Raw genomic sequence first — 22,076 nt, forward strand, 5'->3', positions numbered from 1 at the left:
ATTTGACGTGCCGGATGCTGCGTTCATGCCGCATCCGGCAGTTGCATTAATCAATAAACAAGGCGGGAGAAATACCGAATCGCGCTGCCAGTTTTTTAGCGTGTTCCAGCGTTAATTTCCTCTTCCCGTTCAAAACGCGTGACACCATCGATTTGCTACCAATTTCCGGCAGATCGGAAAGGGTTAAGCCGTATTGATCCATCAGGGTACGAATCACAGCAACACCACCTGGCATGGCTTGAGCCATGGCATTAAATTCAGCAAATTCGGGCGCTGATTCTTCCCACGCGGTTATTTTGGCACACACCAGATCCAGCAAAGGATTTTCAGGATCGTTAAGCAGCAGATGATCGACCAGTTCCAGCGCCTGGGCGTATTGTTCTTCGTTCTGGATACCCGCCAGAAAAGGTGCCACAGCAGTTAGCTTTTCTCCCGCCTGCAAGATGTCGGCAATCGCAATCATTTTTTCCCCTTAGTACGATGAATGGCGGTAAAGAAATCGTATTCTTTGTGCGTCATAACTTCACGTATGTAGCACTTTTGCGATTCAAAAAAGACCATTGCGACAACACGTAATTCATTGCCCCCGACATTGAAAACATAATGCTTATCCAGATATTTGAAGTTATCCAGAGATGGGAACACTGCTTTTAATGACTCAGGTTTTTTAAAATATCCCTCAGCAATCGTGTTCCCCAAAGCCACCAGCTCCGTTTTGTGTTGCGGGTATTTTTCCGCAGCATCTTTCAGTGCTTTTTGAGTGATCAGGTGCATTCTTCATCATGTCCGTTGACAAATTGGCAATATGATAACATTCGTTGACAGATTGGCAACGAATGAATTTATCTGTATGACGGAAGAATAAACGTTGAGAAATGCCAAACAAGAGAATGCAGGCGGCGGTGACAGGGATTTTTTGTTTTATGGAAGCGAGATTCCAGAAATGAGCAGCATTGCCGGATGCGCCGCATCCGGCAATGCTGCTCCCGACCTTACCGACGACGCCCCAATTTCACCGCTTTCAGCACCACAAATTTATTATTCGTGGCAATAGTGGTGCAGTTGCCAAAAATTTTCTTCAGTTTATGGAAGTAATCCAGATGGCGGTTGGCAACGATATACAGCTCGCCGTTGATTTTCAGGCAGCGGCGGGCGTGGTGGAACATCTCCCAGGCGACGTTATCGGTCAGCGCATGTTGCTGATGAAACGGCGGGTTGCAGAGCACAGCATTAAAGCGGAAAGGCTCCACGCCGGAGAGCGCGTTGTTGATCATAAACTCGCAGCGATCCAGCGCCTCAGGCATGTTGGTTTCAACGTTCAAACGGCTGGAAGCAACCGCCATTGGCGATTCATCGACAAACACCACTTTCGCCTGCGGGTTTTTATCGAGCAATGTCAGGCCAATGACGCCGTTACCACAGCCGAGATCGACAATCTCACCTTCGAGATTCTCCGGCAGATGCTGCATAAAGAAGCGCGCGCCAATATCCAGCCCGGTGCGGGAAAAGACATTCGCGTGATTGTGGATAGTCCAGTCAGTGCCTTCCAGCTTCCAGCTAACGGTCTGCGGCGCATCGGCCAGCGGCGGCTCGTTGAATGTACAGTTAATCAGTCGCGCTTTTTTCCATGCCAGCGTGGTGGTGGTCGGGCCAAGCACTTTTTCGAACAGTTCCAGCGTGGAAGTGTGGATGTCACGGGCTTTAGCACCGGCAATAATGCGCGTATCTGGCGTGACCACTTTGCGCAGCGCACGCAGTTGTTGCTCCAGCAATGCCAGCGTTTTCGGTACTTTGATCAACACCACGCCCGGCTGTTGCGGGTAGTCAGCGGTGCTGTCGAGAAACTTCACGCTCGATTCATCAATTCCGTTGAGACGTAAATTCTCGCGCGTTGCCAGTTCGCTGATATACGAGTCGCCAATGCTGTACGGCTTATGTTCTGCCAACGCACAGCTTAACGCGCCAAAGGCATCATTCAGGATCAACACCGGGCCGCAGATTTCTGTATCGTCCAACTGTTGCAGCAGATACTCATCCGCCGCTTCCCACGCCTGTAGCGGGTTAACGTCATCCGTCGCCGGGAAACGTTGTAGTGTCAGTGAACGGAAACCGTTGTCTAAGTGGCTCATCGGCCCTCCTGAATGATAAAATTTCGACGTTGCCCCTGAAAAGGGTGCGTGAGTATACCCTTTTTCTCTTTTTCGTGGGCGGTTATGAGCAATCTTACTTATCTTCAGGGTTATCCCGAGCAGCTACTTTCCCAGGTACGCACGCTGATTAATGAACAACGTCTGGGCGATGTGCTGGCAAAACGCTATCCGGGAACGCACGACTACGCCACCGATAAAGCCCTCTGGCAATATACTCAGGATCTGAAAAATCAGTTTCTGCGTAACGCCCCGCCGATCAATAAAGTGATGTATGACAACAAGATCCACGTGCTGAAAAACGCGCTCGGGTTACATACCGCTGTTTCACGTGTGCAGGGCGGCAAGCTGAAAGCAAAGGCAGAGATCCGCGTCGCTACCGTGTTTCGCAACGCGCCGGAACCGTTTTTACGTATGATCGTCGTCCATGAACTGGCGCATCTGAAAGAGAAAGAGCACAACAAAGCGTTCTACCAGTTGTGCTGCCATATGGAGCCACAGTACCACCAGCTTGAGTTCGACACCCGGCTGTGGCTAACGCAGTTGTCGCTTGGGCAAGACAAAATCTGAAAATGATGTCAGGCGTTATATTTTCAATCATTAACGCCTAAAATCGACGCCCCTCTTTTCGTTAAGGATAACGACCATGCTGCGCGCATTTGCCCGCCTTCTTCGTCGCGTTTGTTTTTCTCGCCGGACTCTTAAAATTGCCTGTTTATTGTTGCTTGTGGCAGGAGTGACCATTTTTATCGCCGATCGCGCAATGATCACCGCCAGCAAGCAGCTGACCTGGAGCGATATCAACGCCGTTCCGGCGCGTAACGTGGGTTTATTGCTGGGAGCGAGGCCGGGTAATCGCTACTTTACCCGACGCATTGATACCGCCGCAGAGTTGTACCACGCCGGAAAAGTGAAATGGCTACTAGTGAGTGGCGATAACGGGCGTAAAAATTACGATGAAGCGTCCGGAATGCAACAGGCGCTCATCGCCAAAGGCGTTCCGGCAAAAGCCATCTTCTGCGACTATGCCGGATTCTCGACACTTGATTCGGTGGTACGCGCCAAAAAGGTGTTTGGGGAAAACCATATCACCATTATCTCGCAAGAATTTCATAACCAACGCGCCATCTGGCTGGCAAAACAGTACGGCATCGATGCTATCGGGTTTAACGCACCTGACCTGAATATGAAGCACGGTTTATATACTCAACTGCGGGAAAAACTTGCCAGAGTCAGCGCGGTGATTGATGCGAAAATCCTCCATCGCCAGCCGAAATATCTCGGGCCGTCGGTCATGATTGGGCCGTTTAGCGAGCATGGCTGTCCGGCGCAGAAATAATGCGTATCCGCGCACGTCGAAGATGAAAAAGGCGTGCTACATTGACGGCAGAATCCCTTTATGGAGTATCCACGCGTTATGATACGTTTCGCTGTGATTGGTACGAACTGGATCACTCGCCAGTTCGTCGAGGCCGCCCATGAGAGCGGCAAATACAAGTTAACCGCCGTCTATTCCCGCAGCCTTGAACAGGCCCAGCACTTCGCCAATGATTTTTCTGTCGAGCATCTGTTTACGTCGCTGGAAGCGATGGCGGAAAGCGATGCCATTGACGCGGTGTATATTGCCAGCCCAAATGCCCTGCACTTTTCCCAGACACAACTTTTCCTTAGCCACAAAATTCATGTGATTTGCGAGAAACCGCTGGCATCGAATCTGGCGGAAGTGGATGCCGCCATTGCCTGTGCGCGGGAAAATCAGGTGGTGCTGTTCGAGGCATTTAAAACCGCCAGCCTGCCGAACTTTCATTTGTTACGCCAGGCGCTGCCGAAAGTCGGCAAACTGCGTAAAGTCTTTTTCAACTACTGCCAGTATTCCTCGCGTTACCAGCGTTATCTGGACGGCGAGAATCCCAACACCTTTAACCCCGCGTTCTCTAACGGTTCGATTATGGATATCGGCTTTTACTGTCTGGCGTCGGCGGTGGCGTTATTTGGTGAGCCGAACAGCGTGCAGGCAACCGCCAGTTTGCTGGCAAGTGGTGTGGATGCCCACGGCGTGGTGGTAATGGATTACGGTGATTTCAGCGTTACGTTGCAGCACTCAAAAGTCAGCGATTCTGTCCTGGCAAGCGAGATTCAGGGCGAAGCGGGATCGCTGGTGATTGAAAAACTTTCTGAATGCCAGAAAGTCTGCTTTGTCCCGCGCGGCAGTCAGATGCAGGATCTCACTCAGCCGCAGCATATTAATACCATGCTCTATGAGGCTGAACTGTTCGCCACGCTGGTGGATGAACATCTGGTGAATCATCCGGGGCTGGCAGTCAGTCGCATTACCGCCAAACTGCTGACTGAGATCCGCCGCCAGACTGGGGTCATTTTTCCGGCTGATAGCGTAAATCTATAATTGTTACCGTAAAGCAGTGTAAAAGGCATGTAACAGACCATTGACTGGCTGAATGGTCTGTCATACTTTGTTACCTGCAAAGGGGAGTAACTTCATTGCCGGTCGATCGTCATTACGATGTGTGAAAAACCACATCCGGTCACCGGGCAACCCGAAAGGAATACGCAGACGTATTCCTTTTTTGTTGTAAGTGAGACCTTGCCGGAAGGCGAGGTCTATGCATAAAAAGCAGCGGCTGACGTCTTCCGATGTTGGCCGTTTTTTTATGTGTAAGGAACTTCTATGAATACTGTCGGCACGCCGTTGCTATGGGGCGGATTCGCTGTTGTTGTCGCCATTATGCTGGCTATCGATCTGTTGTTGCAGGGGCGTCGTGGTGCACATGCCATGACCATGAAACAGGCTGCGGCCTGGTCGCTGGTCTGGGTGACGCTGTCGTTACTGTTTAATGCCGCTTTCTGGTGGTATCTGGCGCAGACACAGGGGCGTGAAGTCGCTGACCCGCAGGCGCTGGCCTTCCTCACAGGTTATCTGATTGAGAAATCGCTGGCGGTCGATAACGTCTTCGTCTGGTTAATGTTGTTCAGCTATTTCTCTGTTCCGGCAGCATTACAACGTCGCGTACTGGTGTATGGCGTGCTTGGGGCGATTGTTCTGCGTACCATCATGATCTTCACCGGTAGCTGGCTGATTTCGCAGTTCGACTGGATCCTGTATATCTTCGGTGCCTTCCTGCTGTTTACTGGCGTGAAGATGGCGCTTGCTCATGAAGATGAATCAGGAATCGGCGACAAGCCGCTGGTGCGCTGGCTGCGCGGTCATTTGCGCATGACCGACACCATCGACAACGAGCATTTCTTTGTGCGTAAAAATGGCTTGCTGTATGCCACGCCGCTGATGCTGGTACTGATTCTGGTGGAATTGAGCGACGTAATTTTCGCCGTGGATAGCATCCCGGCTATCTTCGCTGTTACCACCGATCCGTTCATTGTGCTGACCTCAAACCTGTTTGCGATCCTCGGCCTGCGCGCGATGTATTTCCTGCTGGCAGGCGTAGCAGAACGTTTCTCGATGCTCAAATATGGTCTGGCGGTGATTCTGGTGTTTATCGGTATCAAGATGCTGATTGTCGACTTCTACCATATTCCGATCGCCGTTTCGCTGGGCGTGGTGTTTGGCATTCTGGTGATGACGTTTATTATCAACGCCTGGGTGAATTATCGGCATGATAAACAGCGGGTAGAATGATTTTTAATCTGTCTAAGCCATGTACCCTGTCATCAACATGAGTACCGTTTTCTCCCTCTCCCTTCCAGGGAGAGGGTAATTTTTCGCACCGATGCTGGCCTGTTCCCCTCACCCTAACCCTCTCCCCAAAAGGGGCGAGGGGACTGACCGAGTACTTTTTGACGTTGTTATCAGTCTGGAAGCCGCACGTTGGGCTTTATTTTTATGTCAAACAAATGTAACCATTAAGTTGCAAAACATGACCTCTCTTTAAAATCCAGCATTTTTCGCTTCCCGAAGCTGTAACTTTCCTTATACTCAACCTTGCAAACACTTTGTTACATCCTGAAAGATGCGTCGATAGAACGCACCAGGGATGTGCGACAACACAATGAAAGGATCGAAAAATGACTACGCAACGTTCACCGGGGCTATTCCGGCGTCTGGCTCATGGCAGCCTGGTAAAACAAATCCTGGTCGGCCTTATTCTGGGGATTCTCCTGGCATGGATCTCAAAACCGGCGGCTGAAGCTGTTGGTCTGTTAGGCACTTTATTTGTTGGCGCCCTGAAAGCCGTAGCACCAATCCTGGTGCTGATGCTGGTGATGGCTTCCATCGCTAACCACCAACACGGGCAAAAAACCAATATCCGCCCTATTCTGTTCCTCTATCTGCTGGGTACTTTCTCCGCCGCACTGGCCGCAGTCGTTTTCAGCTTTGCCTTCCCATCGACCCTGCATTTGTCCAGTAGCGCAGGCGATATTTCCCCGCCGTCAGGTATTGTGGAAGTGATGCGCGGACTGGTAATGAGCATGGTTTCCAACCCCATCGACGCCCTGTTGAAAGGTAATTACATCGGGATTCTGGTGTGGGCTATTGGCCTCGGTTTCGCGTTGCGTCACGGTAACGAAACCACCAAAAACCTGGTCAATGATATGTCGAATGCCGTCACCTTTATGGTGAAACTGGTGATTCGCTTCGCGCCAATCGGTATTTTTGGTCTGGTTTCTTCTACGCTGGCAACCACCGGTTTCTCCACACTGTGGGGCTACGCGCAACTGCTGGTCGTGCTGGTTGGCTGTATGTTGCTGGTGGCGCTGGTGGTTAACCCACTGCTGGTGTGGTGGAAAATTCGTCGTAACCCGTTCCCGCTGGTACTGCTGTGCCTGCGCGAAAGCGGCGTGTACGCCTTCTTCACCCGCAGCTCTGCGGCGAACATTCCGGTGAACATGGCGCTGTGCGAAAAGCTGAATCTGGATCGCGATACCTATTCCGTTTCTATTCCGCTGGGAGCCACCATCAATATGGCGGGCGCAGCAATCACCATTACGGTGTTGACGCTGGCTGCGGTTAATACGCTGGGTATTCCGGTCGATCTGCCTACGGCGCTGCTGCTGAGCGTGGTTGCTTCTCTGTGCGCCTGTGGCGCCTCCGGCGTGGCGGGGGGTTCTCTGCTGCTGATCCCACTGGCCTGTAATATGTTCGGTATTTCGAACGATATCGCCATGCAGGTGGTTGCCGTCGGCTTTATCATCGGCGTATTGCAGGACTCCTGCGAAACCGCGCTGAACTCTTCAACTGACGTGCTGTTCACTGCGGCAGCTTGCCAGGCAGAAGACGATCGTCTGGCAAATAGCGCCCTGCGTAATTAATGTTTAACCCCTTTCGTCAACGGCGGAAGGGGTTTTCTCTACTTTAAACGGATCAATTCCCCTTTTCTGCATCCGCCAGAAACGAATGATATTCAGGCCATTCATCAGTAGAAAACTGCCTTCAATCATCGTGCCGCCAATCGACCCCGCCCAAAAGTTGTGAATCACCCAGCAACACGTTGAAAACCACATTACGCAGCGCATGGTCAGCCCTTTACAGCGAAACAGCGCCCAGGTACTGACAATCGTGCCAATAACCGGCAATAGTTCAACAGGATGATGGAACTTCGCCAGGCCAATTCCGCCAGTCAGAACAATAAAGATCGCCATTACCCATAAGCTGCGCGTGCGTAAGGTAATCAATGTACGAATAGCATTAAGGATGGCACTGGCACCGGCAGGATAGGTGCCCAGGAGGAAAAAATGCACGCCAATAACGGCGCTATAGACTGAAAGCTGCTTTTTGAAGCGACGTTCGTCACGGTTGAAAAATGTTGTGATACCAATCAGAAAGGCGATGACACCCACGCCCTGGGCCAGCCAATACGCGGTCATGATAAATCCTTAGCAGGTATGGAAAAGCAAACGGCGCTTCACATTATGAAACGCCGTTTTTTATTAACAACTCATTTCGACTTTATAGCGTTACGCCGCTTTTGAAGATCGCCAGTTCGCGGAAGTCGTTACGCTCGTTGCAGGTTTGCTTACCGTTGGCAAACTCAACGATGGTATCGATAAATTCTTCCAGCAACTGCGGCATCGCTTTACCGTGGATCAACTGACCTGCGTCAAAGTCGATCCAGTGTTTTTTCTTCGCCGCCAGTTCGCTGTTGGTGGCGATTTTCACCGTCGGTACAAAGCCGCCGTATGGCGTGCCGCGACCGGTACTGAACAGCACCATGTGACAGCCAGCACCCGCCAGGGCGCTGGTCGCTACGGCATCGTTACCCGGCGCGCTTAACAGGTTCAGTCCCGGCGTTTTCAGACGCTCGCCGTAACGCAGCACGTCAACCACGACACTGGAACCTGCTTTTTGCGTACAGCCAAGGGATTTATCTTCCAGCGTGGTGATACCACCCGCTTTGTTCCCCGGTGATGGGTTTTCGTAAATCGGCTGGTCATGAGCAATAAAGTACTGTTTGAAATCGTTGACCATGGTGACCAGTTTTTCAAACGTCGCTTCATCGCGGCAATGATCCATCAGCAACTGCTCTGCGCCGAACATCTCCGGCACTTCGGTCAGTACGGTCGTACCGCCGTTAGCAATCACGTAGTCAGAGAAACGCCCCAACATTGGGTTAGCGGTAATACCAGAAAGACCGTCAGAACCACCGCACTCCAGACCAAACTTCAGTTCGCTGAGTTTGCCTGGCTCGCGTTTATCATTGCGCATCACGTTATACAACTGATGCAGATGTTCGATCCCGGCCTCGATTTCATCATCCTGCTGCTGGCAGACCATGAAATGGACACGTTCAGGATCGATATCCCCCAGCGTTTCACGGAAGACATCGACCTGATTGTTTTCACATCCCAGACCAATTACCAGCACCGCACCTGCGTTCGGGTGACGCACCATGTTTTGCAGCATGGTGCGGGTATTGATGTGATCGTCGCCCAGTTGCGAACATCCGTAGGTGTGGCTAAAGAGGAACACGCCGTCAGTACCTTCGGCATTGTTCGTCTCTTTCAGGAAACGGTTCTGGATCTGCCGCGCGATGCCGTTAACACAGCCCACGGTTGGCAGGATCCACAGCTCGTTACGCACCCCGACATCACCATTCGCGCGACGATAGATCTGCACTTCACGATCTGCCGCTTGTGCTGGCAGATCGTGAAAATCAGGTTGATAGCGATACTGATCCAGATCGCTCAGATTCGTGCGCGTATTGTGGGCGTGAACGTGTTCACCCGCCGCAATATCCGCCAGTGCATAACCAATCGGCAGGCCGTATTTAATAACGTTGGCCCCTTTTGCGATATCCGTTAACGCAAATTTATGTCCTCGAGCGACATCCTGGCGCAGCGTAACGGTTTGGTTATCGACACTGACTTCTGTGCCTTCAGCCAAATCAGCTAAAGCAACCGCGACGTTATCCAGTGAATGGATCTTGATGTATTGCATATCAACCCCAGACCTTAGTTCAGTTCAATGGCGAAGTAGTCACGCGCATTGTTAAAGCAAATGTTTTTCACCATCTCGCCCAGCAGGTTGATGTCCGCCGGTGCTTCGCCCGCTTCCACCCAGCGACCGATCATCTGGCACAGAATGCGGCGGAAGTATTCGTGACGGGTGTATGACAGGAAGCTACGGCTGTCAGTCAGCATACCAACAAAGCGGCTCAGCAGACCAAGCTGCGCCAGTTGGGTCATCTGACGTTCCATACCGTCTTTCTGATCGTTAAACCACCAGCCAGAACCGAACTGCATTTTGCCCGGCATACCTTCGCCCTGGAAGTTACCGATCATGGTGCCCAGCACTTCGTTATCGCGCGGGTTCAGGCAGTAGAGAATGGTTTTCGGCAGCAGGTTTTCTTCGTTCTGTTTGCTCAGCAGCTTAGACAGCTCTTCCGCCATCGGACGGTCGTTGATGGAGTCAAAGCCTACATCCGGCCCCAGCAGTTTGAACTGACGCAGGTTGTTATTACGCAGTGCGCCAATGTGGTACTGCTGTACCCAACCGCGACGTGCGTATTCTGCGCCGAGGAACACCAGCACCGCAGTTTTGAACTGTGCCACTTCGTGCTCACTCAGGGTTTCGCCAGCCAGACGGCGTGCCAGAATGCTGTCCAGTTCCGCTTCGTTCGCTTCAGCAAACATCACCACATCCAGCGCGTGGTCAGACACTTTACAGCCGTGAGCGGCAAAGTGATCCAGACGTTTGGTCAGAGCAGTTTGCAGGTCTGCAAAGCGGCGAATGTCGGTATCGGAGACTTCACCCAACTTCGCCATATAGTCGTTAAAGGTCGCCTGTTCGATGTTGAAGGCTTTATCCGGACGCCAGCTCGGCAGCACCTTAATGGTGAAAGAGCCGTCTTTGGCGATCTCTGCGTGATGCTCCAGAGAATCGATCGGATCATCGGTGGTGCCGACCATTTTCACGTTCATCTGCTGCATGATGCCGCGCGCGGAGAAGTTATCCTGCGCCAGCAGTTCGTTACATTCGTTCCAGATTTCATCCGCAGTAGACGGAGACAGCAGTTTGCCAGTGATACCAAATGGACGACGCAGTTCGAGGTGCGTCCAGTGGTATAACGGGTTGCCGATAGTGTGCGGAACAGTTGCCGCCCATGCGTCAAACTTTTCACGGTCAGAGGCATCACCGGTACACAGGCGTTCAGCTACGCCATTGGTGCGCATTGCACGCCATTTGTAGTGATCACCTTTTAGCCAGATGTCATACAAATTCTTAAAGCGATAGTCTTCTGCGATCTGCTGCGGCGGCAAATGGCAGTGGTAGTCGAAAATCGGCTGGTCTTTTGCGTAGTCGTGATACAGGCGGCGGGCAAATTCAGTATCTAACAGGAAATCTTCAGTCATAAACGGAGTCATTATCGTCTTCCTCTTAACGAGTGAGCTAGCTTGCTTATGGTGCGATGCTGACAAAGTTATCACACCAATTTCCAGAGCCAGAAGATATTTTCGTGAGTTAGATCAATAAACGTAGTTAAAAAAATTACTCTCAAAGTGGTAAATATCGCTGCAAGCCGCGCCGTTACTGGCCTCGCCATCATCCTGTAATGTCCCTACAAATATTCGCACATTTGTGATGGCTCTCACCTTTTAAAGTTGTATGACAAGTTATCTTTCTGCTGTCGCAAATCATAAGTCGACGGAATGCAAATTGCCGATTCATTCGTTGAATGAATCGGGTTGACCGGTACGGAAGCCGAATTAGCACGAAACTTTCATGGCAACGTTCGGGGCGTGCCGGTTTTTTTTCGGTTACCCGGTCGTAAGTAACATCTTCAGCCTCTGGCGGGATGATGGCCGCGATTACTGCGGATATAACAAAACGATGAGGTTTTACATGCGTAAAATTAAAGGGTTACGTTGGTATATGATCGCACTGGTGACGCTCGGCACCGTGCTCGGTTACCTGACGCGTAACACTGTGGCGGCAGCTGCGCCAACTCTGATGGAAGAGTTAAACATCTCCACCCAACAGTATTCCTACATCATCGCAGCTTATTCTGCTGCTTATACGGTCATGCAACCGGTAGCGGGTTATGTACTGGATGTTCTGGGTACAAAAATCGGTTACGCGATGTTTGCCGTGTTGTGGGCTGTGTTCTGTGGCGCTACCGCGCTGGCAGGTAGCTGGGGCGGCCTGGCGATTGCTCGTGGTGCGGTAGGTGCTGCTGAAGCAGCAATGATCCCGGCGGGTCTGAAAGCCAGTTCCGAATGGTTCCCGGCGAAAGAACGTTCCATCGCAGTAGGTTACTTTAACGTTGGTTCTTCAATTGGTGCGATGATTGCACCGCCGCTGGTGGTATGGGCAATTGTGATGCACAGCTGGCAGATGGCATTTATCATCTCCGGTGCACTGAGCTTTATCTGGGCGATGGCATGGCTGATTTTCTATAAGCACCCACGCGACCAGAAACATCTGACTGATGAAGAACGCGAATACATTATTAACGGTCAGGAAGCCCAGCACCAGGTTGGCACGGCGAAGAAAATGTCCGTTGGTCAGATCCTGCGTAACCGTCAGTTCTGGGGCATCGCGCTGCCGCGTTTCCTGGCTGAACCGGCGTGGGGTACTTTCAACGCGTGGATCCCGCTGTTCATGTTTAAAGTTTACGGCTTTAACCTGAAAGAGATCGCGATGTTCGCCTGGATGCCGATGCTGTTTGCTGACCTCGGTTGTATCCTCGGTGGTTACCTGCCGCCGCTGTTCCAGCGTTGGTTTGGCGTGAACCTGATCGTCTCCCGTAAGATGGTAGTAACGCTGGGTGCGGTGCTGATGATTGGCCCAGGTATGATCGGTCTGTTCACCAACCCGTATGTCGCGATTATGCTACTGTGTATCGGTGGTTTTGCTCACCAGGCACTGTCTGGCGCACTGATTACGCTCTCTTCTGACGTGTTCGGTCGTAACGAAGTGGCAACGGCAAACGGTCTGACCGGGATGTCCGCATGGCTGGCAAGTACGCTGTTTGCGCTGGTTGTTGGTGCTCTGGCTGACACCATCGGCTTCAGCCCGCTGTTCGCAGTGCTGGCAGTGTTCGACCTGCTGGGCGCACTGGTTATCTGGACGGTATTGCAGAACAAACCGGCGATTGAGGTTGTGGAAGAAGCGCATAACGATCCCGCGCCACAACATTAACGCTTAGCGTAAGTGATAATAACGAAGCCGCCTGTTCAGGCGGCTTCGTTGCTTATATAGAGCGTTTGTCTGGCCTACAGGTTTAATTGATAGTTGGCAAGGACGGTGTAAAGACCACCGACAGTTTACCCATGTAGTACCCGGCCTGCTTATCCATTACGCTGAACTTCTCTACCGCCAGGGTTAATGGCGTTGGCACACACATGACAGCGTAACGAATACCAGGCAGCACAACCGGACGAACGCGCTTCAGGTTAATACTGTTCCAGACCATATTTTCATTATTACGCACGTCAATTTGCCCACCCGTTTCCGGGTTATACATTTTTACCCGGTAATCAATACGTTCTGAGGCATCTGTCGATGTTCCTCCCTGACGATAGATCGAGAAGTCGCCATCTCTTCGTCCGGCAGCCGGGCGACCTTCATCTTTAAGCTGGATTTCATAACTGATAGCGTTGCCGTTAAAACCATCGTACAGGCACATATCCAGCGTGGTCAGATCCTGAGCATAGTTACTGCCATTGACGTTCCCCGTCGGGTGTAGATCCAACTGTACCCGTGGCGTGGCGTGGGCAAACTCAGGAAAGAAGATATCGATATGGTTGGGATCGAGCGTATTAAGCGTGATATCCGCAACATAATCTGTTCCAGGAGTGGAAAAACGTAATTTAGCAGAACCTTCCCAGACGCCGCCGATTGGTAATTTTTTCATTTCGGCTTGTTCAAGATACAGGGTTACCGGCTTTGCAGTGGCAAGATGTTGAACATTATCATTACCCTTGCAGTAATAGCCATTACCATCAGTCAAATTCAGTTGCTTGCTCCATCCCTTGCATGGCCCTTCATCCCAGACTTCTGCGTTCATATAGCCCGTTAGTTTCACAGGCCAACGCATACCGCTGCGCTTTTCAGTCAAGTAAATCTGCACTTTTGTCGTGTTGCCAGATGATGTGCAGGTCTGCTGCATATCAGAGAAGTTGCACTGATACCATGCCCATGTAGTGTTGTAGTTGTACGCCGGTGGGGCTTCTTTGTTCCAGAAATAGTAATTCGCCCTCCCCGTCGCCAAATCGTAAGTTACATCCGCCGTAACATTTTGGGCTGCCTGAACACCCGCAACCGAGCCAAAAAAGCAAAATAGTATGGCAATCAACCGCTTTCTCATGGTGCAACCTCCCTTTGCGCCGTTTGCACACTTTCGCGTAATTTAGGCTGTTTTAACTGCGCCTGAACCTGAATCGACTCTGGTAATTGCGAATAACTCACGATGCTACAAGTCACATCGCCGCTGTAACGAATGCTGGCGCGTTTCTTTACAACAGTCAGCGGACATTTAAGGAATTCGTGTCCTGAAAGCAGATACAGTTCTTTCTCATTGCCGCTAATTTCCAGAGTAAATCCGCCATCTTCAGCCACCAATAACATGGCGCTGTTCAGACCAATCAGCGGGAATTTCTCTACTGATGCTGGCAATAACAAGCGACCAATATAGTTGTAGTTAAAGTTGGCAGAGACTTCGCGATAACGTAACTTACCGGGCAGCAACATTAATTCCCGGTTTCCCGCGCCATTGATAATATTTGTTGTCCCCTGCTGATTGCCCTGGTTGCTGTCTCTGACTTCAACAAAGCCCGGCTGGAATCCGGTATAGGGGAATAACACGCTGTCACTTTGACCAAGTTGCAGAGTTCTGCTGCCCGCTACCCGTGCTTCGAGTTGCAGATCCGGGCTATTCTCATCCTGTTCAGTAAATCCTTTTACATCGACTAATACAGCGCCGAGCAGATCATCTGTTCCACTGGCTCCCAGATTGATTCCGTAACGACTCACCGCCAGTGTGGAACTGTAAGAGCCAGTAAAGGCAGAGAGATGATCATGGTTCTTGCGATCGTAACTGTCTGATACGGTGCCGTAGAGATTACCGTATTGACCATCCCAGCGACCGTTAACTACGCTGTTTATGGTATCGGTATTCAGGCCGCCGACGGTTACGCCAAGTTCTTTATGGCTGAACGAATCATTATAAAAGGTATGCGATAACTGCCATGAAGTTTGGTCGCCATCCTGATCGCTATAGCGATAGTCAGTCGAAACATTGGTTGAGTGACTGTTATTATTGCTGTCCATCGTTGGTGTATCAGATAACGAAAACGATAAGTACAATCCGTTGTCGTCGTTATCTCCGCCGTTGTCGTTACGATGGAAAACCCCGACAGAAGTGCTCAAAATCCAGTCACGCATTACAAAAGCTCGAGACGCGCTAAGCTGTACGGTTTCAGAAATACTTTGCGCAGAAGTCTGGCGAAGATAGTTATTTTCAAAGCTCTGCTGTTTGTCCCAGCGTAAGCTGTCATCGGTGTTATTTTGTGTGCGGGTATAACCCAGCATCATGTTCCAGCCGATAAGATTCTGTGAAATCGTAGCGGAAATACTTTCATAACAGCTTAAGGCGTTGTAGCTTTCTCTGCTGTCGGTTGTACAAACATCACCGTCGGAGTTGGTGCGATAAAAGCCCAGCGTCGGCCATCCTGGATTGCTCCAGTTTGCCTGCTGCATATCACCTTTGCCGCCGTCATCATTACGGAACAGGCTGGTGCCGATAGCAAGATTACCCGCCCCGCCTAAACTCGACGTCCAGTTATTACCGAGTTCGAATGAATTCACATCATCGGCATTCGCCAGGCCTGCGTAGAGCTCATATTGCGGATGTAACGGCAGACGAAACCCCAGTTGATAAGCTGAACTTTCGTCATCAGCAGCCTGGGATGTGGTTTTACCGGCCTGTAAGAACCACTGTGCATTTCCGTCAGTCAGCCCCCCTGTTTTGGTAAAGGGGACGAGTTCAGTGCGGGTGAGTTGGTTATTCTCATAAACTTTTAACGCCACACTATAACTGCCTGACGGAAAGGTGCTGGTATCAATAAATTGCGAACCACTATTGAGATAGAACGATCCCAGAAGTTGTTCATTGCGATAAGCATCAACACGTGAATTACGCGAGAGCAGAATCATTACAGGCGTACCCTGCTGGCTTTGCGCCTGGTTTAAATAACTGAGTGTCGACCCGATACGCATTCCGTCTATTGCGCCGAGCGGCAGGAAGTTAAAGGTAAAGTTTCCGCCTTGCGCATTAAATAGTGTGCGGTTGTCCATACGACCCGCTTGCACATAATAACGACGTAAAAAATCATAACGATAGTAGAGATCGCTGACGTCGGCATTATTATCGCTGACATCTTCCGCCTCATAGCCATTGAAATTCCAGTGCCCGCCAATATAGCTATTCTCCGTGACACCCAGTGCACCATTGCCCTGAATGGAGAATGATTGGTAATCATCCTGCACCAGCACGTTAACATCCTGCTGATGAATAAATGCATTAACTGCGTTTCTGTCTGGATTTAAATATAGCGATTTTGAGTTTAACGAGGAACTCCATTGGGGATTCAGAAAGAGTGTGGCGGAACTCTCTTCATCGTTAAAAATAATATCGACAGAATCGGTATTGAGAAAGCCACATCCTGAATCGGTATGCGCAAAACCACAAGCCAGTTCACCATGACGCGCCAGTGGCTGCGCCAGTTTCGCTTTTACGGCTTGAGCAATTTTTTGGTCTTCCGTATCCAGCTCCAGCTTATTATATAAACTTGCTGAATCCAGAAATGTTACGGCATCAAGATTAACCATTGCATAATATTTACCGAGGCTTTTCCCGGCATAATAGACTTCAATATACTCCTGCTGTCCCTGTGCAATAACCTCAAATCCAGCGGGAATTTTAGTTAATGCTGCCTTTGCCGGGCTGAGACTCGCCAGGATCAAAAGAGCCAGTAATTTTTTATCCATGGCAACCCTGAAATCCATAACAACGACTAAAATAGTTAAAATAAGGGAGGACAAGCCCCCCTTTATTACGTATTAATTCTGTTATCCGGATTAGATATCCTGGGACAGATAAATGCTTACTACACCACGGTAAATACCAGTTTCCAGTACACCTTTGGTGGTCTGAGCAAACATCAGGTTTTTAGCCAAAGAACCGTTGGTTAAAGCATCGGAAGCAAAAATTTTGGTAGCTTCAAAAGTGGTAGCGGCATCAGACTTGATTTCAGTACCACCCCAGGTCACAGTCAGCGGAACAGTTTTGCTGCCGTCCAGGTTATGAACCAGTTGCGCAGGGGAAACCAACTGCATTTTAATGTCTTTAGTCACATCGTTAGACCAAATTTTGGTCATCAGTTGATAAGATTGCAGACCCTGCCCCGGCAGATATTGCATTTCTACTGCTTTCGGCAGTGCAGTGTTATCGGTCTGAGTCATGTCCAGAGCTGCGTCAACGTTAGCCGTAACAGTGATATCCTTTTGTACTGCTAATGCGGAGCCTGCAACGGAAAACAGTGCAGCGACCAGAAGAGATTTTGCAAATACCTTTTTCATTACTATTCCTTCGTTTATGACAATGATAATTAATGGATCGCCAGCTCAAACTCGCCATTATCCTTAGTGATCCAGTTATTATATTTGACTACGATTTTTTCGCCGCCAGATATGCTTTCAAGATTTATTTCCTGACCAGGGAAGATGTTTTTATTTACGGTCTGCATCTTACAATTATCTTTGCTATTATTTTTACAATAAGCGATCGTTAGAATTTTTAAGCGTTGATTTCCTGCATTAAATAATTTTTTGGCAGGATTTACTTCTAACTTAGCAATAGGTTGCTGAGGTGGAACACTAACAACAATCCCCCAAATCAAATTAACCGTTAACTGCATAGAGAGATCTTTTTTATCCGTGGCAACGTCATCAATACTGGGAACTGCTTCAAATTTAACGCGATAATTTTTCTCTTTTTGCTCAGGTTCCATTGCGACAAAGCGCACGGTTTTGCTACTACCGGCTGGTAAGGCGAATTTGGGTGGCATAACTACCAGATGATTTGCATCACCAGATTTAATCTCAACTTCATTTTCCTGAGGCGTCGATGGATTATCGATACGGAACACTGTCGCCTTGATATACTGAACTTCATTACTTTTAGATATTACGCGAACGTTGCCCTCACCCTGACTATTAATGGAAACAGCCATAGGATAAACAGTCATATTTGACTGTGCAAAAAAAGGAGCAAACACGAATAAAAGCGGCGTAAGCCGTGATAAGAGGTTAATTTTCGCCACCATATACATTTAATCTTAAAATATTGCTTCCAGAAAGTTATTTCATTAGAAATGTAGATTTATTGTAAGTCAATATAAAAAAGCATTTTTAGTTAAGATTAAATTTAAAAGCAAAAATTTAACTTACTGAAACATATTGTTTTTCACAATAGTGACACTTAATTTTAGGAATTTATAAATATTCATAATGTTAATTAAATACATTATTTCAATCACCATATTTATATATGAACAATGGCATACCCATAAATAAAGTGGTATGATAACTTTGTCCGCATTCCACTCCGGGAGACGCATATGGAAATCTCTGAACCACGCCGTTTGTACCAACAACTTGCTGCTGACCTGAAAGAGCGCATCGAGCAGGGCGTCTATCTGGTGGGAGATAAACTGCCCGCCGAACGTTTTATTGCCGATGAAAAAAACGTCAGCCGCACCGTGGTTCGTGAAGCCATCATCATGCTGGAGGTTGAAGGTTATGTCGAAGTGCGCAAAGGCTCCGGCATTCATGTGATTTCCAACCAGCCTCGCCATCAGCAAGCGGCTGACGATAATATGGAATTTGCCAATTACGGCCCATTTGAACTGCTGCAAGCTCGCCAGCTTATCGAAAGCAATATTGCCGAGTTTGCCGCAACCCAGGTGACCAAGCAGGACATCATGAAATTGATGGCCATCCAGGAGCAGGCTCGCGGCGAACAATGCTTCCGCGATTCCGAGTGGGATCTGCAGTTCCACATTCAGGTAGCATTAGCGACTCAAAACTCCGCGCTGGCGGCCATCGTTGAGAAAATGTGGACCCAGCGTAGCCATAACCCGTACTGGAAAAAGCTCCACGAACACATTGATTCCCGTACCGTCGATAACTGGTGTGATGACCACGATCAAATCCTTAAGGCGCTGATTCGCAAAGATCCTCATGCAGCCAAACTGGCAATGTGGCAGCATCTGGAAAACACCAAGATAATGTTATTTAACGAAACCAGCGACGATTTCGAGTTCAACGCCGACCGTTACCTGTTCGCAGAAAACCCGGTAGTGCATCTGGATACGGCCGCCAGCGGCAGCAAATAAAACTCCCATCCGACAGGCGCTGACACGCGCCTGTACGTTTTGTCAGTAAGCAAAAAGTATAAAGTGTCAGCCTGTGTAAATCCTCTCGCCACCCTCCCCTGCAATCAGCAAAATCAGACTCCACGGACATGTAATTTTGATAACGAACAACGTTGACCTTTGTTACAATTAGATTCAATTTGAATTTATGCTATTAAATGTTTTCTTATCTCACGTTTTAACAGGGAATAGTTCAGGCCGTGTTGGTGTCTCGACCCGCAATCCATACAAAAACAGCAATAATCTGGCGGGAGTACATCATTTAAAACCGGCGTGGCGTTAACCGATTCACCAGGAATAATGAATGGAACTTTTGACCCAATTACTGCAGGCCCTGTGGGCGCAGGATTTTGAAACGCTGGCCAATCCATCGATGATTGGCATGTTGTATTTTGTCTTGTTTGTAATTTTGTTCCTTGAAAACGGCTTGCTTCCGGCGGCCTTTTTACCGGGCGACAGCTTACTGGTGTTGGTCGGCGTATTGATTGCTAAAGGCGCGATGGGTTATCCACAAACGATTCTGTTACTGACCGTTGCCGCCAGCCTTGGCTGCTGGGTCAGTTACATACAGGGGCGATGGCTGGGCAATACCCGCACTGTGCAAAACTGGCTTTCCCATTTACCTGCGCACTATCACCAACGCGCGCACCATCTTTTTCACAAACACGGTTTATCGGCGCTATTAATTGGTCGCTTTATTGCATTTGTCAGAACACTGCTGCCGACCATTGCCGGGTTATCAGGGCTGAATAACGCACGCTTTCAGTTCTTCAACTGGATGAGCGGTCTGCTGTGGGTGTTGATCCTGACAACTCTGGGTTACATGCTCGGCAAAACGCCGGTATTTCTGAAGTACGAGGATCAGCTAATGTCATGCCTGATGCTGCTCCCGGTGGTACTGCTGGTATTTGGCCTGGCAGGTTCTCTGGTCGTGTTATGGAAAAAGAAATATGGAAATCGGGGGTAAGGGATGCAAATACCTCGCATGTCGCTTCGCCAGCTAGTCTGGTCCGGCGCTGCTTTATTGCTGGTCGGCACGCTGCTGCTGGCCTGGTCTGCGGTTCGTCAGCAAGATTCGACGCTGGCGATCCGTGCCGTTCATCAAGGCATGACGATGCCAGACGGTTTTTCCATCTGGCATCACCTTGACGCTCACGGCATTCCTTTCAAAAGCATTACCCCCAAGAACGACACTCTGTTAATTACGTTTGACTCCAGCGATCAGAGTGCCGCCGCAAAAGCAGTCCTCGACAGAACATTGCCCCATGGCTACATCATTGCGCAGCAGGACGATAACAGTCAGGCCATGCAGTGGCTGACCCGGCTGCGGGATAATTCTCATCGCTTCGGATAACTTCCTGTTATCCGAAACATATCACTCACTTTGGTGATTTCACCGTTACTGTCTATGATTAATGAGGCGGTGGTTAACACCACCGCTTCGTTGTCTGGACAATCGTTCCTTTGTAATAGGTTCGAGTCACAATGGAAGGTTCAAGAATGAAATACCGCATCGCTTTAGCTGTTTCTCTTTTTGCTCTTAGTGCCGGTAGTTATGCCACTACCCTGTGTCAGGAAAAGGAGCAAAATATCCTTAAGGAGATCAGCTATGCCGAAAAACACCAAAACCAGAATCGTATTGACGGTCTGAATAAAGCCCTGAGTGAAGTCCGGGCCAACTGTTCAGATAGTCAACTGCGCGCCGATCATCAGAAGAAAATCGCTAAGCAGAAAGATGAGGTGGCGGAACGCAAGCAAAATTTAGCCGAAGCGAAACAAAAAGGCGATGCGGATAAGATTGCCAAACGCGAACGGAAACTGGCAGAAGCGCAGGAAGAGCTGAAAAAGCTAGAAGCGCGCGACTACTAATTCACAATCGTCACTACTTACTCACCTGGAGAAAACTATGTCGAAAGAACACACTACGGAACATCTGCGTGCAGAGTTGAAATCCCTGTCTGATACGCTGGAAGAAGTACTAAGCGCCTCAGGAGATAAGTCGAAAGAAGAGTTGAGTAAGATTCGCAGTAAAGCGGAGCAGGCGCTAAAACAGAGCCGCTATCGCCTGGGTGAAACTGGCGAGGCAATTGCCAAACAGACTCGTGAAGCGGCGGCGCGTGCCGATGAGTACGTGCGTGAAAATCCGTGGACGGGTGTGGGCATTGGCGCTGCAATCGGTGTAGTGCTCGGCGTTCTGCTGTCGCGTCGTTAATTATGGCGGACACTCATCACGCGCAAGGGCCCGGTAAAAGCGTTCTGGGCATCGGGCAGCGAATTGTCACCATCATGGTCGAAATGGTGGAGACACGTCTGCGGCTGGCGGTGGTGGAGCTGGAAGAGGAAAAAGCCAATCTCTTTCAACTGTTACTGATGCTGGGCCTGACGATGCTTTTCGCTGCATTTGGTCTTATGAGCCTGATGGTGCTGATTATCTGGGCGGTTGATCCGCAATATCGCCTGAATGCGATGATTGCCACCACCGTAGTGTTGCTGCTACTGGCACTGATTGGCGGTATCTGGACGTTACGCAAGTCACGGAAATCGACACTGTTGCGTCATACGCGCCATGAACTGGCGAACGATCGGCAACTGCTCGAGGAGGAGTCCCGTGAGCGGTAAAGTCGAACGTGAACGCCGCAAGGCACAGCTACTTAGCCAGATCCAGCAACAACGGCTGGATCTTTCCGCCAGTCGTCGAGACTGGCTGGAAGCAACAGGCGCTTACGATCGTCGCTGGAATATACTGTTGAGTCTGCGCTCCTGGGCGCTGGTTGGCAGTAGCGTGATGGCTATCTGGACAATTCGCCATCCGAATATGCTGGTCCGCTGGGCCAGGCGCGGTTTTGGAGTATGGAGTGCCTGGCGTCTGGTTAAAACCACCCTCAAACAGCAACAGCTGCGCGGTTAACGCCTTTCTGGCCGGAGTCATTCCGGCCTTATCCCTCAAAATTTTTGAAAAAATTTGACAGTTTTCCTTGCTAACAATCACCATTCACTACGTTTATGCTTCTCTCCATCGAC

Annotated in this window: 24 protein-coding genes; 14 read left to right on the plus strand and 10 right to left on the minus strand. The window is 49.7% G+C overall.

The genetic code is table 11. From position 1 onward, the window contains the following. Positions 1-46 precede the first annotated feature (46 nt). The 3 genes from higA to rlmG all read right to left on the minus strand — a co-directional run bounded on the left by higA (position 47) and on the right by rlmG (position 2,129). Positions 47-463, minus strand: coding sequence for a type II toxin-antitoxin system antitoxin HigA (higA, locus tag HEM79_RS19085; protein WP_000560254.1), 417 nt, complete (start codon positions 461-463; stop codon positions 47-49). Next, the gene (higB, locus tag HEM79_RS19090) at positions 460-774 is read right to left on the minus strand and encodes a type II toxin-antitoxin system toxin HigB (protein ID WP_176241901.1); all 315 of its coding nucleotides are present in this window, start codon (positions 772-774) and stop codon (positions 460-462) included. Before higB ends, higA begins: the two co-directional genes overlap by 4 nt. 218 nt (positions 775-992) lie before the next feature. Beyond that, the gene (gene rlmG / locus HEM79_RS19095) at positions 993-2,129 is read right to left on the minus strand and encodes a 23S rRNA (guanine(1835)-N(2))-methyltransferase RlmG (RefSeq protein ID WP_000018652.1); all 1,137 of its coding nucleotides are present in this window, start codon (positions 2,127-2,129) and stop codon (positions 993-995) included. An 84-nt stretch (positions 2,130-2,213) separates the two neighbouring features. Here rlmG and HEM79_RS19100 point away from each other — a divergent pair, with 84 nt between their 5' ends. The 5 genes from HEM79_RS19100 (at position 2,214) to sstT (ending at position 7,430) form a co-directional block, all read left to right on the plus strand. Further along, the gene (locus HEM79_RS19100; protein ID WP_001295542.1) at positions 2,214-2,717 is read left to right on the plus strand and encodes a M48 metallopeptidase family protein; all 504 of its coding nucleotides are present in this window, start codon (positions 2,214-2,216) and stop codon (positions 2,715-2,717) included. A 76-nt stretch (positions 2,718-2,793) separates the two neighbouring features. Continuing rightward, the gene (locus HEM79_RS19105) at positions 2,794-3,486 is read left to right on the plus strand and encodes a SanA/YdcF family protein (protein WP_176241900.1); all 693 of its coding nucleotides are present in this window, start codon (positions 2,794-2,796) and stop codon (positions 3,484-3,486) included. Between the two features lie 78 nt (positions 3,487-3,564). After that, complete coding sequence (locus HEM79_RS19110; protein WP_176241899.1) at positions 3,565-4,551, plus strand: Gfo/Idh/MocA family protein; 987 nt, start codon at positions 3,565-3,567, stop codon at positions 4,549-4,551. A 282-nt stretch (positions 4,552-4,833) separates the two neighbouring features. Beyond that, on the plus strand, positions 4,834-5,799 hold the full coding sequence (gene alx, locus HEM79_RS19115; RefSeq protein ID WP_001098791.1) for a TerC family membrane protein Alx: 966 nt from the start codon (positions 4,834-4,836) through the stop codon (positions 5,797-5,799). Positions 5,800-6,185: 386 nt separating this feature from the next. Then, the gene (gene sstT, locus HEM79_RS19120; RefSeq protein WP_000211637.1) at positions 6,186-7,430 is read left to right on the plus strand and encodes a serine/threonine transporter SstT; all 1,245 of its coding nucleotides are present in this window, start codon (positions 6,186-6,188) and stop codon (positions 7,428-7,430) included. 3 nt (positions 7,431-7,433) lie between these two features. Here the strand turns inward: sstT and HEM79_RS19125 are convergent, their stop codons facing one another. The 3 genes from HEM79_RS19125 to uxaC form a co-directional block, all read right to left on the minus strand. Next, the gene (locus HEM79_RS19125) at positions 7,434-7,985 is read right to left on the minus strand and encodes a YgjV family protein (protein ID WP_000128138.1); all 552 of its coding nucleotides are present in this window, start codon (positions 7,983-7,985) and stop codon (positions 7,434-7,436) included. Between the two features lie 82 nt (positions 7,986-8,067). After that, positions 8,068-9,555, minus strand: a complete 1,488-nt coding sequence (uxaA, locus tag HEM79_RS19130) for an altronate dehydratase (protein WP_176241898.1) — start codon at positions 9,553-9,555, stop codon at positions 8,068-8,070. A 14-nt stretch (positions 9,556-9,569) separates the two neighbouring features. Further along, on the minus strand, positions 9,570-10,982 hold the full coding sequence (gene uxaC, locus HEM79_RS19135; RefSeq protein WP_000187442.1) for a glucuronate isomerase: 1,413 nt from the start codon (positions 10,980-10,982) through the stop codon (positions 9,570-9,572). A gap of 478 nt (positions 10,983-11,460) precedes the next feature. Here uxaC and exuT point away from each other — a divergent pair, with 478 nt between their 5' ends. Further along, the gene (gene exuT / locus HEM79_RS19140; protein WP_016159739.1) at positions 11,461-12,759 is read left to right on the plus strand and encodes a hexuronate transporter ExuT; all 1,299 of its coding nucleotides are present in this window, start codon (positions 11,461-11,463) and stop codon (positions 12,757-12,759) included. Positions 12,760-12,841: 82 nt separating this feature from the next. On the opposite strand, the gene HEM79_RS19145 is transcribed toward exuT, so the two are convergent. From HEM79_RS19145 to HEM79_RS19160, 4 genes are all read right to left on the minus strand, one after another. Next, positions 12,842-13,927 (minus strand): CfaE/CblD family pilus tip adhesin, encoded by a 1,086-nt coding sequence (locus HEM79_RS19145; protein ID WP_176241897.1) that lies wholly within the window; start codon positions 13,925-13,927, stop codon positions 12,842-12,844. Beyond that, a complete protein-coding gene (locus HEM79_RS19150; RefSeq protein WP_176241896.1) occupies positions 13,924-16,608 on the minus strand; it encodes a TcfC E-set like domain-containing protein in 2,685 nt (894 codons plus the stop codon). Before HEM79_RS19150 ends, HEM79_RS19145 begins: the two co-directional genes overlap by 4 nt. Before the next feature lie 90 nt (positions 16,609-16,698). Further along, positions 16,699-17,199, minus strand: a complete 501-nt coding sequence (locus tag HEM79_RS19155; protein ID WP_176241895.1) for a CS1 type fimbrial major subunit — start codon at positions 17,197-17,199, stop codon at positions 16,699-16,701. Positions 17,200-17,228: 29 nt separating this feature from the next. Beyond that, a complete protein-coding gene (locus HEM79_RS19160; protein ID WP_176241894.1) occupies positions 17,229-17,945 on the minus strand; it encodes a fimbria/pilus periplasmic chaperone in 717 nt (238 codons plus the stop codon). A 294-nt stretch (positions 17,946-18,239) separates the two neighbouring features. Between HEM79_RS19160 and exuR the strand changes: the two genes are divergently transcribed. The 8 genes from exuR to HEM79_RS19195 all read left to right on the plus strand — a co-directional run bounded on the left by exuR (position 18,240) and on the right by HEM79_RS19195 (position 21,963). Next, positions 18,240-19,016, plus strand: a complete 777-nt coding sequence (gene exuR, locus HEM79_RS19165) for a transcriptional regulator ExuR (RefSeq protein ID WP_176241893.1) — start codon at positions 18,240-18,242, stop codon at positions 19,014-19,016. A gap of 187 nt (positions 19,017-19,203) precedes the next feature. Next, on the plus strand, positions 19,204-19,338 hold the full coding sequence (locus HEM79_RS23190) for a hypothetical protein (protein ID WP_423779528.1): 135 nt from the start codon (positions 19,204-19,206) through the stop codon (positions 19,336-19,338). A 21-nt stretch (positions 19,339-19,359) separates the two neighbouring features. After that, complete coding sequence (gene yqjA / locus HEM79_RS19170) at positions 19,360-20,022, plus strand: DedA family general envelope maintenance protein YqjA (protein WP_000422149.1); 663 nt, start codon at positions 19,360-19,362, stop codon at positions 20,020-20,022. Between the two features lie 3 nt (positions 20,023-20,025). Next, positions 20,026-20,409: an EnvZ/OmpR regulon moderator MzrA gene (mzrA, locus tag HEM79_RS19175; protein WP_001166775.1), complete on the plus strand. Its 384-nt coding sequence runs from the start codon at positions 20,026-20,028 to the stop codon at positions 20,407-20,409. A 146-nt stretch (positions 20,410-20,555) separates the two neighbouring features. Then, positions 20,556-20,924, plus strand: coding sequence for a DUF1090 family protein YqjC (gene yqjC / locus HEM79_RS19180; RefSeq protein WP_176241892.1), 369 nt, complete (start codon positions 20,556-20,558; stop codon positions 20,922-20,924). Between the two features lie 37 nt (positions 20,925-20,961). Further along, positions 20,962-21,267 (plus strand): DUF883 family protein, encoded by a 306-nt coding sequence (locus HEM79_RS19185; RefSeq protein WP_000031409.1) that lies wholly within the window; start codon positions 20,962-20,964, stop codon positions 21,265-21,267. Positions 21,268-21,269: 2 nt separating this feature from the next. Next, entirely contained in the window at positions 21,270-21,674 is a 405-nt protein-coding gene (locus tag HEM79_RS19190) for a phage holin family protein (RefSeq protein WP_000785727.1), read from the plus strand. After that, positions 21,664-21,963: a YqjK-like family protein gene (locus HEM79_RS19195; protein WP_000015589.1), complete on the plus strand. Its 300-nt coding sequence runs from the start codon at positions 21,664-21,666 to the stop codon at positions 21,961-21,963. Before HEM79_RS19190 ends, HEM79_RS19195 begins: the two co-directional genes overlap by 11 nt. The last annotated feature ends 113 nt before the right edge of the window (positions 21,964-22,076 follow it).

Origin of the sequence: Escherichia sp. 93.0816 (genome assembly GCF_013368855.2) — a bacterium.
In the GTDB taxonomy this organism is placed as follows: Bacteria; Pseudomonadota; Gammaproteobacteria; order Enterobacterales; family Enterobacteriaceae; genus Escherichia; species Escherichia ruysiae.

Excerpts from the sequence above, each read along its gene's own strand:
- higA (WP_000560254.1), bottom strand. The coding sequence starts at position 463 with ATGATTGCGATTGCCGACATCTTGCAGGCGGGAGAAAAGCTAACTGCT.
- higB (WP_176241901.1), bottom strand. The coding sequence starts at position 774 with ATGCACCTGATCACTCAAAAAGCACTGAAAGATGCTGCGGAAAAATAC.
- rlmG (WP_000018652.1), bottom strand. The coding sequence starts at position 2,129 with ATGAGCCACTTAGACAACGGTTTCCGTTCACTGACACTACAACGTTTC.
- HEM79_RS19100 (WP_001295542.1), top strand. The coding sequence starts at position 2,214 with ATGAGCAATCTTACTTATCTTCAGGGTTATCCCGAGCAGCTACTTTCC.
- HEM79_RS19105 (WP_176241900.1), top strand. The coding sequence starts at position 2,794 with ATGCTGCGCGCATTTGCCCGCCTTCTTCGTCGCGTTTGTTTTTCTCGC.
- HEM79_RS19110 (WP_176241899.1), top strand. The coding sequence starts at position 3,565 with ATGATACGTTTCGCTGTGATTGGTACGAACTGGATCACTCGCCAGTTC.
- alx (WP_001098791.1), top strand. The coding sequence starts at position 4,834 with ATGAATACTGTCGGCACGCCGTTGCTATGGGGCGGATTCGCTGTTGTT.
- sstT (WP_000211637.1), top strand. The coding sequence starts at position 6,186 with ATGACTACGCAACGTTCACCGGGGCTATTCCGGCGTCTGGCTCATGGC.
- HEM79_RS19125 (WP_000128138.1), bottom strand. The coding sequence starts at position 7,985 with ATGACCGCGTATTGGCTGGCCCAGGGCGTGGGTGTCATCGCCTTTCTG.
- uxaA (WP_176241898.1), bottom strand. The coding sequence starts at position 9,555 with ATGCAATACATCAAGATCCATTCACTGGATAACGTCGCGGTTGCTTTA.
- uxaC (WP_000187442.1), bottom strand. The coding sequence starts at position 10,982 with ATGACTCCGTTTATGACTGAAGATTTCCTGTTAGATACTGAATTTGCC.
- exuT (WP_016159739.1), top strand. The coding sequence starts at position 11,461 with ATGCGTAAAATTAAAGGGTTACGTTGGTATATGATCGCACTGGTGACG.
- HEM79_RS19145 (WP_176241897.1), bottom strand. The coding sequence starts at position 13,927 with ATGAGAAAGCGGTTGATTGCCATACTATTTTGCTTTTTTGGCTCGGTT.
- HEM79_RS19150 (WP_176241896.1), bottom strand. The coding sequence starts at position 16,608 with ATGGATAAAAAATTACTGGCTCTTTTGATCCTGGCGAGTCTCAGCCCG.
- HEM79_RS19155 (WP_176241895.1), bottom strand. The coding sequence starts at position 17,199 with ATGAAAAAGGTATTTGCAAAATCTCTTCTGGTCGCTGCACTGTTTTCC.
- HEM79_RS19160 (WP_176241894.1), bottom strand. The coding sequence starts at position 17,945 with ATGGTGGCGAAAATTAACCTCTTATCACGGCTTACGCCGCTTTTATTC.
- exuR (WP_176241893.1), top strand. The coding sequence starts at position 18,240 with ATGGAAATCTCTGAACCACGCCGTTTGTACCAACAACTTGCTGCTGAC.
- HEM79_RS23190 (WP_423779528.1), top strand. The coding sequence starts at position 19,204 with ATGCTATTAAATGTTTTCTTATCTCACGTTTTAACAGGGAATAGTTCA.
- yqjA (WP_000422149.1), top strand. The coding sequence starts at position 19,360 with ATGGAACTTTTGACCCAATTACTGCAGGCCCTGTGGGCGCAGGATTTT.
- mzrA (WP_001166775.1), top strand. The coding sequence starts at position 20,026 with ATGCAAATACCTCGCATGTCGCTTCGCCAGCTAGTCTGGTCCGGCGCT.
- yqjC (WP_176241892.1), top strand. The coding sequence starts at position 20,556 with ATGAAATACCGCATCGCTTTAGCTGTTTCTCTTTTTGCTCTTAGTGCC.
- HEM79_RS19185 (WP_000031409.1), top strand. The coding sequence starts at position 20,962 with ATGTCGAAAGAACACACTACGGAACATCTGCGTGCAGAGTTGAAATCC.
- HEM79_RS19190 (WP_000785727.1), top strand. The coding sequence starts at position 21,270 with ATGGCGGACACTCATCACGCGCAAGGGCCCGGTAAAAGCGTTCTGGGC.